General features: G+C 73.0%; 8 protein-coding genes. All 8 read left to right on the forward strand.

Features of this window, described 5'->3' with window-relative positions; genetic code table 11:
• The first annotated feature begins 3 nt into the window (after positions 1-3).
• A complete protein-coding gene (locus ACIRJR_RS25505) occupies positions 4-954 on the forward strand; it encodes a carbohydrate ABC transporter permease (RefSeq protein WP_403784623.1) in 951 nt (316 codons plus the stop codon).
• Positions 951-1868, forward strand: coding sequence for a carbohydrate ABC transporter permease (locus ACIRJR_RS25510; RefSeq protein WP_403784625.1), 918 nt, complete (start codon positions 951-953; stop codon positions 1866-1868). The genes ACIRJR_RS25505 and ACIRJR_RS25510 overlap by 4 nt, the downstream gene beginning before the upstream one ends.
• Before the next feature lie 7 nt (positions 1869-1875).
• Entirely contained in the window at positions 1876-2901 is a 1026-nt protein-coding gene (locus ACIRJR_RS25515; RefSeq protein WP_403784627.1) for an ROK family protein, read from the forward strand.
• A 37-nt stretch (positions 2902-2938) separates the two neighbouring features.
• Entirely contained in the window at positions 2939-3574 is a 636-nt protein-coding gene (locus ACIRJR_RS25520) for an SIS domain-containing protein (RefSeq protein WP_403784629.1), read from the forward strand.
• Positions 3571-6093, forward strand: coding sequence for an alpha-mannosidase (locus ACIRJR_RS25525; RefSeq protein WP_403784631.1), 2523 nt, complete (start codon positions 3571-3573; stop codon positions 6091-6093). Before ACIRJR_RS25520 ends, ACIRJR_RS25525 begins: the two co-directional genes overlap by 4 nt.
• A 100-nt stretch (positions 6094-6193) precedes the next feature.
• Positions 6194-8218: a hypothetical protein gene (locus tag ACIRJR_RS25530; RefSeq protein ID WP_403784633.1), complete on the forward strand. Its 2025-nt coding sequence runs from the start codon at positions 6194-6196 to the stop codon at positions 8216-8218.
• Positions 8215-9603 carry a GH1 family beta-glucosidase gene (locus ACIRJR_RS25535; RefSeq protein ID WP_403784635.1) on the forward strand — a complete coding sequence of 463 codons (1389 nt, stop codon included), beginning with the start codon at positions 8215-8217 and terminating at the stop codon, positions 9601-9603. The genes ACIRJR_RS25530 and ACIRJR_RS25535 overlap by 4 nt, the downstream gene beginning before the upstream one ends.
• Before the next feature lie 61 nt (positions 9604-9664).
• Entirely contained in the window at positions 9665-11137 is a 1473-nt protein-coding gene (locus ACIRJR_RS25540) for an L-fuculokinase (RefSeq protein WP_403784637.1), read from the forward strand.
• Positions 11138-11233 lie beyond the last annotated feature (96 nt).

An 11233-nucleotide genomic window follows, 5' to 3' on the forward strand; every position in this document is an offset into this window, starting at 1 on the left:
GGCGTGGCGCATCCCGGGACGACGACAACTCCCGCCCGGCACGGGCCGCCCGGCGCCTGGCGGCGTCGCGAGACCTGGGCCGCGTACGGGTTCATCTCGCCGTGGATCATCGGCTTCCTCGTCTTCACGGCGGGCCCGATGATCGCGAGCCTCGTCCTCTCCTTCACCGACTACGACGGCATCGGCTCCTCCCACAATGTCGGGCTCGCCAACTACCGGCAGCTGTTCCAGGACCCGGCCGTCGCCAAGTCCCTCCTGAACACGCTGATGTTCACGGCACTGCGCGTCCCACTGTCCATGGCGTTCGCCCTGCTCCTGGCGATGCTGCTGCTCAGAGCCGGCCGCGCCTCCGGGATCTTCCGCACGCTGTTCTACCTGCCGGTGATGACACCGTCCGTCGCTGTCGGCATCCTCTTCCTGCTGCTGTTCAACGGCAACGTCGGCCTGATCAACCATGTGCTCGGCTTCGTCGGCGTCCAGGGCCCGGCGTGGACCACCGACGGCTCCTGGGTCAAGCCCGGCCTCGTCCTGACGAGCCTGTGGTCGGTCGGCTCCACCGTGATCATCTATCTCGCGGCGCTCAAGAACGTCCCACAAGACCTCTACGAAGCGGCCGAGCTGGACGGCGCGGGCCGTTGGGGGCGCTTTCGGAACGTCACCCTGCCGCAGATGTCCGGCACTCTCTTCTTCACTCTCATCGTCAACACGATCGCCGCGCTGCAGACCTTCACCGAGGCGTACACCGCCTTCTTCGGCAGCTCCAACTCGCAGACGTACAACAACGACGCCGCTCTCTTCTATGTCGTCTACCTCTTCCAGCAGGCCTTTCAGTACATGCACATGGGCTACGCCTCCGCCCTCGCCTGGCTGCTGTTCCTGGTGATCCTCGTCATCACGATCGTGCAGGCCAAGGTCAGCAAGAGGTTCGTCTACTACGAGGGGGACCAGCGATGACCCAGCTGACCGCGCGGCCGGAATCCGCCAGGACGCCCTCGCCCCCTCCTGCCGTCGCGCCGGCCTCGCCGCTCCACCGGGATGCGGAACGGCCCGTGCGCAAGGCCCTGCGGGTCGTATGCCTCCTGATAGCGGCCGGCGTCTTTCTCTATCCGTTCCTGTGGCTGATCAGCGCCTCGCTCAAGCCCTCGACGGACGTCTTCGACAACGCGCTGCTCCCGCACGTGTGGCAGCTGGGCAACTACGCCGAGATCTGGCAGGCCGTCCCGCTGCTCCGGTGGGTCGGCAACAGCGTCGCCGTCACCCTCGCCGCGGCCGTCACCGTCACCGCCTCCAGCGCGCTCGTCGCGTTCGGCTTCGCCTACTTCCGCTTCCCCGGGCGCGACGCGCTGTTCGCGCTCGTCATCGGCACGATGATGCTGCCCGCCGTGGTCACCATGGTCCCGCAGTACCTGATCTGGAACTGGCTGCACCTGGCCAGCAGCCAGGTCCCGCTGTGGGCGCCGAACCTGTTCGGAAGCGCCTTCTACATCTTCCTGCTGCGCCAGTTCTTCCTCGGCCTGCCCCGTGAGCTGTTCGAGGCCGCGCGCGTCGACGGGGCCAGCTACTGGACGATGTTCCGGCGCATCGCGGTGCCGCTGTGCCGGCCCGCGCTCATCGTCACGTTCGTCTTCGAGGTGCAGGCCTCCTGGACCGACCTCGTCCGGCCCCTCATCTACCTGCGCGACCCGCAGCTCTACACCGTCCCGCGCGGACTGAAGGCCGTGCTGGACCAGTTCGGCGCGGGCGGCGAGATGCGCTGGGACATCGTCTGCGCCGCGAGCGTCGTGGTGACCGTGCCGATGATCATCGCCTTCTTCGTCTGCCAGCGGCACTTCACCGAGGGCATCGCCACCACCGGAAGCAAGGGCTGACCTCTCAATGATCCTGTACGACGACGAGGGCGCGGGCGGCCGTGCCGTGCTCGCCCTCGACATCGGCGGCACGAAACTCGCGGCCGGCGTGGTCGCCCCCGACGGGTCCGCGCGCTCCTTCGTCACCTGCCCGACGCGGGTCGAGGAGGGACCGGACGCGGCCCTGGAGCGGCTGTTCTCGCTGGGCCGGGACGCGCTGGCCGCGGCCGGGATCCCTCCGGAGAGCGCCGCCGAGCGGCTCGCGGGCTGCGGCATCGGCTGCGGCGGTCCGCTCGACTCGGAGGCCGGCGTCCTCATCGCGCCGCCGCACCTGCCGGGCTGGCTGGACATCCCCGTCACGCGACTCGCACACCAGCGGTACGGGTTGCCCACCGTCCTCGACAACGACGGCACCGCGGGCGCGGCGGGGGAGTGGCGCTTCGGCGCCGGACGCGGCACCCGCCACCTCGTCTACCTCACCGTGTCGACGGGGGTCGGCGGCGGCGTGATCCTCGACGGCCGTACGTACCGCGGCGCCACCGGAAACGGCGGCGAGCCCGGCCATGTCACCGTCCGCTCCGACGGCCGTCCCTGCCGCGGCTGCGGACGCACCGGCTGCCTGGAGGCATACGCCTCGGGCACGTCGATCGCCGAGCGCGCCCGGGAGGCACTCGCCGCAGGGCACCCGCAGAGCGTTCTCGCCGCACTGCCCCACCCCGGGCCGACCGCCGCCGACGTCGCGGCCGCCGCCCGCGACGGCGACCCCCTCGCCACGGCGCTGTGGGACGAGACCACCGACCTGCTGGCCGAGGGCCTCGCCTCCATCGTCAACCTCTACGAACCCGAGGTCGTCGTCCTGGGCGGCGGCGTCACCAGATCCGGAGAGCAACTCCTCGCCCCGGTACGGGAGAAGACCCGTCGCCTCGCCATGCACCCCGCCTCGAACGCCCGCATCGTGCGCGCCGGGGCCGGCGACCGGGCCGGAGTCCTCGGGGCGGCAGCCGTCGCCCTCGAACGCCTCGTCGACGATCCCGCACCGCTGCCGGTCGCCTGACCGCCCCGAACACCACCGCAACCGCACCAGGAGTCCCATGTCCGCCCCACCCGCCGGCCGCGTACCCGCACCGCTGCAACTCGACGACCACCTCGCCGCCGCCCGCCGTCTGGAGGAGCTGCTGCCCGCCCTGCACACGGTCGGGGACCTCCTCATCGGCGTGTTCCGGCGTGGCGGCCGCCTCTACACCTTCGGCAACGGCGGCAGCGCCGCCGACGCCCAGCACCTCGCCGGCGAGTTCATCGGCCGCTACCTGCGCGAGCGCCGCGCCCTGCCCGCCGTCTCGCTCGTCACCGACCCGTCCGTGGTCTCCTGCATCGGCAACGACTACACGTACGAGGAGGTCTTCGCCCGTCAGGTGGAGGCCCTCGCCACCGCCGACGACATGGTGGTCGGCTTCACCACCTCCGGCCGCTCGGCGAACGTGATCCGCGGTCTGGAGGAGGCCCGCAAGCAGGGCGCCGTCACGGTGCTGTTCGCGGGAGGCGAGCAGGGCGGCATGCCGGCCGCCGCCCACGCCGACCACGTGCTGATCGCACCGGCCACCGCCACCGCCCGCATCCAGGAGATGCACCTCACGCTGCTCCACCTGCTCAGTGAGCACGTCGACGCCTGGGCCGCGGGCGTCGCACCGGACCCCCTTCCCGACACCTGGCAGGAGAACGCCGTATGAGCACAGTCAACCCGACCCCGCCCGTGTCGCCCGCCTCGCGTGAGCGCACCCTCCACCTCGTCGGCAACGCCCACATCGACCCCGTGTGGCTGTGGCGCTGGCCCGAAGGGCTTCAGGAGATCCGCGCCACCTTCCGGTCCGCGGTCGACCGCATGGAGGAGTACCCCGACTTCGTGTTCACCTGTGACTCCGTCATGTACCTGGAGTGGATCGAGCGGCACGACCCCGAGCTGTTCGACGAGATCCGCAAGCGGGTCGCCGAGGGCCGCTGGCAGATCGTCGGCGGCTGGTGGATCGAGCCGGACTGCAACATCCCCTCCGGTGAGTCGTTCGTCCGCCAGGCCCTCTACGGGCAGCGGTACCTGATCGAGAAATTCGGGGTGGCGGCCACCGTCGGCTGCAACCTCGACCCGTTCGGCCACAACGCGACCATTCCGCAGCTGCTGCGGGGGGCCGGGATGGACGGCTACGTGTTCCTGCGGCCAGGACCGCACGAGCAGGTACTGCCCGGCCAGTTCTTCCACTGGGAGGCGCCCGGCGGCTCCCGCGTCATCGCCTACCGGCTGCCCAACGAGTACTGCACCCCGGGCAAGGACATCGGCAACCACATCGACAAGTCGCTCGCGATGATGCCGCCGGGCGAGCCCGAGCTGATGGTGTTCTACGGAGTCGGCAACCACGGCGGCGGACCCACCAAGGCCAACCTCGACTCCATCGCCCGCCTCGACGCCCTCGGCGGCCTGCCCCGCATGGAGCAGAGCCACCCCGAGAAGTTCCTCGACCGGGTCCGTGACCGCGAGGACATCCCCGTGCACGCGGGTGAACTCCAGCACCACGGTCCGGGCTGCTACTCCGCGCACTCCGGCGTCAAGACATGGAACCGGCGCGCCGAGAACGAACTCCAGCGCGCCGAGAAGTGGGCCGCCGTGGCCACCGCCGTCGCCGAAGAGACGTACCCGGGCGCGCAGTTGACGGAGGCCTGGAAGCTGGTCCTGTTCAACCAGTTCCACGACATCCTGGCCGGCACCTCCATCCGCTCCGCCTACGAGGACTCCCGCGACGACTACGGGCGGGCCCGCTCGATCGCCGCCGAGGTGTTCAACCGGGCCGTGCAGGCGATCGCCCGCCGCGTCGACATCCCGCTGCGCGAGGAGACCGTCCCCCTCGTCGTCTTCAACCCCCACCCGTGGACCCTGGAGTCGGACGTCGAGGCCGAGTACGCGCAGGCCGCGTCCGTACGCCTGACCGACGAGACCGGCGCCCCCGTGCCGGTCCAGCTCACCCGCTCCGAAGCCACCATGCAGGGCGGCCGGGGCCGCCTCGCCTTCCGCGCCGAGGTGCCCCCGCTCGGCCTGCGGGTCTACCACCTGCTCCCCGGCGCCGACGCGGGCGCCGAGAGCCCGGTCCGCGCCACCGGCACGACCCTGGAGAACGAGCACCTGCGCCTGACGGTCGACCCGGCCACCGGCTGGCTGTCCTCCCTCCACGACAAGGCCACCGGAGCAGAACTGCTCCCCGAGCGTCCCGGCCCGCACGCCGTCGTGGTCGACGACCCCAGCGACACCTGGGGCCACCGGGTGCGCGCCTACGACCGGGCGATCGGTTCCTTCACACCACGCCGCGTCCGCCTCGTCGAGTCCGGGCCGGTCCGCGCCGTGCTGCGCATCGACTCGGCCTACGGCACCTCCACCATGGCCGAGGAACTCGTGCTGTCCGCGGGCGCCCGGCAGGTCGAGGTACGCACCGTCGTCGACTGGCACGAGCGCCTCAAGCTGCTCAAGCTGCGGTTCCCGACCGCCCTCACCGACGTCACCGCCACGCACGAGATCCCGTACGGCCACCTGGAGCGCACCCCGGACGGCACCGAGGAGCCCACCCAGGCATGGGTCGACGTCACCGGCACCCTGCCCGGCGGCGCCCGCGCAGGACTCGCCGTCCTGAACGACAGCAAGCACGGCCACGACGTCCTCGGCGGCGAGATCGGCATGACCGCCCTGCGCAGCCCCGTCTACGCCTGGCACGAGCCGAAGATCCTCGACGAGGACGGCATCTACGACTACCTGGACCAGGGCCGCCAGGAGTTCCGCTACGCACTGCTGCCGCACGGTGCCGACTGGCGAACCGCCGACCCGGTCCGCCGCGCCGCCGAACTCAACCAGCCCCCCTTCGCCCTTCTGGAGACCTTCCACGCCGGTCCGACCGCCCAGCGCACGAGCTACGCCGACGACGGCGCGAGCGGTGTCGTGGTCACCGTCGTCAAGGGCGGTGAGGACGGCGACTTCGTGGTGCGCGCCTACGAGGCGCAGGGCCGGCCCGCCACGGCGCGCGTCGCCCTGCCCATGCTGGGCGAACGGCGTTCCGTGGAAGCCGAGTTCGGGGCACACGAGATCAAGACGTTCAGGGTGCCCCGCGACCCCGCGGCGCCGGTCGTCGAGACCGACCTGCTCGAACGGCCACTCACCACACCCGGCGGCGAGTCCGCCGCACCTGCGAACCCGCCGGCCCCGGCCGGCACCTGACGGACGCACGCCCCGGTGCGGCAGAGGGCCCCGGCGGGCGGTGACCTGGCGCGACGCACCCCCGGCGGGCGCTCCGTACTCCTGGAAGGCTGGAACACGCATGGCTACGCACTGCGCCGACGCGCGCGGGACCCACGTCGTACTGCGGACCCGGGCGCAGGGCGGCCTCGTGGAACTGCCCTATGTGGTCTCGCTGGTGACAGGAGACGGGCCTCCGGTGTCGCTGCCCGCCGCAGACGTCACCCGGGACGGCTCAGGGGCCCTCGGCCTGCGCGGCGAGGCCCACGGATTCGCCGCTCACCTGCACCTCGCCCCGCGCGGGAACGAGCCGGCGTACGACGCCACCCTCACCGTGGACCACGTCGCCGACCGGGCTACTGCCGCCGGACTCCGCGTCGAACTGCGGCTCGGCGCGGGGAACGATCCGGGCTGGCTCGTGCCCGGTGCCTTCTACGGCGAGAACCGGCGGGCCGACTGCACCCGCCCCTACCCCCGCTACAGCAACGACCCGGCCGAGTGCGCCGCCGACACCACCGATCTGACCGCGTGCGCCTGGTCGCTGCGCGCCGACCGGTGCGCCACGCCCGCCGTGTTCGCCCGTGACGCCGAGGGCGGCGCCGCGCTGGCCACCGCCGAGTACGGTCCGCTCGGCGAGCAGGGCGTGGGATTCGCCGACGGCGGCGGCCGCCCCGTGCTGCGCCTGCACTTCCCGTACCGCGAGGAGCCCGTCTCCTACTACGGCTCCGGGTCCCCGCGCCCCGCCGACACCCCCACCCATCTCTGGCAGCCCGGAGAGCGGCGCACCCTGCGCTTCACCGTCCATCTGCACGACAACGACCCCCACGCCTACGCCCCCGTGCTGCGCACCCTGCACCAGGCGACCCCCGCGCACCCGGAGCCCGCCGCGTGGACCGGCGTCGAGGAGGCCGCCCGGCTCTCCGCGGAAGGGCTGCACCGCTGGCACTACCGCGCCGACCCGCCCGTCCTGCTGGAAACCGCCGCCTTCGACCGGGAGGCGCTCGGCGAGCGCGGCGACCGGCCCGCCATGCATGTGTCCTGGGTGAGCGGCGCCCCGTACGCGCACGCGCTGCTGCTGCACGCCCGGCGCGTCGGCGACGAGGCGATGGCCGGCGACGCTGCCGCCGTCCTCGACCACATCTGCGCGAACCTCACCCCGGGCGGCACGTTCTGGGGCCAGTGGAGCGCGAGCGGCGGCTGGTCCGCCGGATGGACCGGCGACCGGCAGCGCCTGCACGCCCGTACCCTCGGCGACGCCACCCTGTTCACACTGCGCGCCCTCGTCGCCGAACGGGCCCACGGCGCGGACCACCTCGCGTGGGACCTGGCCGTGCGCTCCAACCTGGCCACCGCCCTCGCCGGGCAGGACCCGGTCACCGGGCGCCTCGCCGCCGCCCACGACACCGACACCGGAAAGCCGCTCGACCACGAGGGTGCCGCCGGGCTCGCCTGGGTCGCCGCCCTCGTCGAGGCCGCCGCCATCTTCGACGAACCCGCGTACCTCGACGCGGCACGCCGCGCCGGGGACGCGTTCGCCGGCGACGTGCGTTCCGAGTTCCTGTGCGGCGCGCCCGAGGACGTCTCCCTCGCCCCGACCTCCGAGGACGGCTACAACGCGGTCATCGCGTACACGCTGCTCCACGAAGCGGGCGACCCCGACGGCCGGTGGCTCGACCTGGCCCGCCGAGCCGCCGACTGGACCCTCACCTTCCGTTACACCTACGACGTCACGTTCGGGGAGCACACCCTGCTGGGCCGCTACGGCTTCCGCACCCGCGGCGGCGACCAGGCGTCCCCGTCCAACCAGCACCTGCACGCCTTCGGCCTGATCTGTCTGCCCGAGTGGGTACGGCTCGCCCGTCACCTCGACGACCCGTACTACCTGCGCTCCGCCCGCGAGAACCTCGACTGCTTCCGGCAGTTCGTGGCCCGCGCCGACGGTGACTTCAACGCCTACCGGGGCATGGTCAGCGAACGCTTCTACCAGACCGAGTGCTTCCAGGCGAAGGGCATGCTGCTCACCCTCTCCCACGCCTGGTCCGCCGGCGTGCTCCTGTACGCCTGCGAGCACGCCCGCGAACTGCACGAATTCCAGGAGGACCTGTGACCACCGCAGACCCCCGCCACAGCACAGCCGGCACCCTGCGCTTCCCCGACGGCTTCCGCTGGGGCACCTCCACCTCCGCCTACCAGGTGGAGGGCGCCGTCGATGCCGACGGCCGCGGTGAGTCCGTCTGGGACCGCTTCTGCCGGGTGCCCGGAGCCATCGAGAACGGCGACACCGGCGACGTGTCCGTCGACCAGTACCGGCGGCGCACCGAGGACGTGGCCCTCATGGCCGGACTCGGCACCGACGCCCACCGGTTCTCCCTCGCCTGGCCGCGTATCCAGCCCGACGGCACGGGCCGCATCGAGAAGCGGGGCCTGGACCACTACGACCGGTTCGTCGACGACCTGCTCGCCCACGGCATCACCCCGCTCGCCACCCTCTACCACTGGGACCTGCCGCAGGCCCTCCAGGAACGCGGAGGCTGGCGCGACCGCGACACCGCCCACCGGTTCGCCGAGTACGCAGCCGTGTGCCAGAAACGCCTCGGCGACCGCGTCCACGACTGGGTCACCGTCAACGAACCCTGGATCGTGGGCCTGCTCGGTCACCAGCTCGGCCTGCACGCACCGGGCGAGAAGGATCTCAAGGCATCCGTGACCGTCATGCACCACCTGCTTCTCGCCCACGGCCTCGCGGCGCGCGTGCTGCACCAGGGCGACGCACGCGCCCGGACCGGCATCGCCTACAGCCTCTTCCCCCACACCCCCGACGACCCCGACAGCGCCGCCGACCGGTCCGCCGCGCACGCCTCCGACGGCTACGTGAACCGCTGGTTCCTCGACCCGGTGCACGGCCGCGGCTACCCCGACGACATGCGCACCCACTGGGAACAGGCCGTAGGCGCAATGGACTTCATCGAGCACGGAGACCTCGACACCATCGCCGCCGCGAGCGACTTCATCGGCGTCAACTACTACACCCGGCGCATCGTCTCGGCCCGCCCGGGCGACGGCCCCTGGCCGTGGAAGGTCGAATCCGGCCGGGCCGACGTGCCCCGCACCGACCTGGGCTGGGAGATCGTCCCCGACGACCTGGCCGCGCTGCTGCTGCGACTGCACCGCGAGTACCCGGGCGTCCCACTCCTGATCACCGAGAACGGCGCCGTGTACGACGACGAGCCCGGCACGGACGGCGCCGTCCACGACGAACGCCGCATCGCGTTCCTGCACGCCCACCTCAAGGCCGTGCACCGTGCCGTCGCCGGTGGCGCTCCGGTCGAGGGCTACTACCACTGGTCGCTCCTCGACAACTTCGAGTGGGCGATGGGGTACCGGCCGCGCTTCGGCCTCGTCCACGTCGACCGGTCCACCCAGCGCCGCACCGTCAAGGACAGCGGCCACTGGTACGCCCGCGCCGCCCGCACAGGCGGCATCCCGCGATGACCCGACCGCACCGGTCCCCGGCCGGACGCCCCCGCCCCCGGACCCGCACCGGAGGCCGCCCATGAGCCCTCGATCACCGCTCCTCGCCGGGATCGACATCGGCACCACCCACATCAAGGCGCTGATCAGCGACACCGACGGCACCGTGCTCGCCCGCGCCGTACGTCGCACACCCGCAGCCCCCGGACACCGGCATCCGGCGGACGGCGTGCTGACGGCCGCCCTGGACGCCCTGGCCGAATGCGCCGACGCCGCCGGCGGGCCGCCCGACGCGATCGGCGTGACCGGCATGGCCGAGGCGGGCGTCCCCCTCGACCGCGACGGCCGGCCCCTCGGCGCCCTGCGCGCCTGGTCCGACCCGGAGCCCGCCCCGTACGCGCGGAGCCTCGGCGAACGGCTCGGCGCCGACGCCCTGCACCGTGCGACCGGCATTCTGCCGACCCTGAAGGCGCCGCTCGCCAAATGGTGCGCGCTCGCCGCCCTTGAGACACGGACCGCCGCCCGGATGCACGCCTGGGCGGGCGCCGCCGACCTGCTGGTCCACGCGCTGACCGGCCGTCTCGGCACCGACGGCACCTTCGCCCAGCGCACCATGGCCTGGGACCCGCACCACAAGCGGTGGATCGCCGAACTGCTTGCCGAGGCACACCTCGAACCCCGGCACATGCCGCCCGTGCACGCGCCGGGTGACCCCGTCGGCACCGTCACACCGGCCGTCGCCGCACGCCACCGGCTGCGCGCCGGGACCCCCGTCGTCGTCGCCGGACACGATCACCTCGTCGGCGCGTGGGCGGCCGGAGCGCACACGGCCGGACAGGTGGCCGACTCCATGGGCACCGCCGAGGCCGTCCTCACCGTCAGCGCCACGCCGCCCGACCGGGGCGCGGCCGCCGGAGAAGGCATGGCCTGGGGGCGGCACGCAGACGGCGAGCACTTCATCGTGCTCGCGGGCATGCGCGGTTCGGGCGCGCTCGTGGAGTGGTTCTGCGACCGGTTCCTGACGGGCGTGCGGGGCAGCGACCGATACGCAGGGTTCGAACGCCTCGCCAGGTCACTGCCCGCGACACCGACCGGCCTGCTCCTCACCCCGTACCCCGGCGGGCGCAGCGCGCCGCGACCCGACCCGAACGCGACGTTCGACCTCAGGGGCCTCGGGCTCGACCACGGGCCCGCCGAGCTGGCGCGCGCCGTCCTGGAGGGCACCGCGCACCACGCCCGCTGGATGGCCGACGTCCAGGCCACCGTGTGCGGCGCCGCACCGGAATCGGTGACCCTGCTCGGCGGCTCGACCCGACTGCGCGTCTGGACCGAGCTGAAGGCCGCCGTCTGCCCCTGGCCGACCCGGGTCTGCGCCGAGCCGGAGGCTCCCGCGCTCGGCGCCGCCCAGTGGGCGGGCGCCGCCCTCGGGCTGGACCCCGCCGCGGCCACGGCACCCTCGGACCCGGTCGTCCCCACCCCGACGACGGCCGACGCCCACCGGGCCTTCCACCACGACCGGTTCCTGGCGGCGGTGGGATCGACGGCACCGCCCTGACCCGGCGGCCCGGGGCCGCGCGAACCCCGCCACGCTGCCGGACCACGCCCCAGCCGTTCACCCCGCCCGAACACGCCCGCACCACCCACACGCCCG

This window comes from Streptomyces sp. NPDC102402, from assembly GCF_044765765.1.
GTDB lineage: Bacteria > Actinomycetota > Actinomycetes > Streptomycetales > Streptomycetaceae > Streptomyces.

Coding starts and splice junctions, on each gene's coding strand:
- ACIRJR_RS25510 (WP_403784625.1), top strand. CDS start 951: ATGACCCAGCTGACCGCGCGGCCGGAATCCGCCAGGACGCCCTCGCCC.
- ACIRJR_RS25515 (WP_403784627.1), top strand. CDS start 1,876: ATGATCCTGTACGACGACGAGGGCGCGGGCGGCCGTGCCGTGCTCGCC.
- ACIRJR_RS25520 (WP_403784629.1), top strand. CDS start 2,939: ATGTCCGCCCCACCCGCCGGCCGCGTACCCGCACCGCTGCAACTCGAC.
- ACIRJR_RS25525 (WP_403784631.1), top strand. CDS start 3,571: ATGAGCACAGTCAACCCGACCCCGCCCGTGTCGCCCGCCTCGCGTGAG.
- ACIRJR_RS25530 (WP_403784633.1), top strand. CDS start 6,194: ATGGCTACGCACTGCGCCGACGCGCGCGGGACCCACGTCGTACTGCGG.
- ACIRJR_RS25540 (WP_403784637.1), top strand. CDS start 9,665: ATGAGCCCTCGATCACCGCTCCTCGCCGGGATCGACATCGGCACCACC.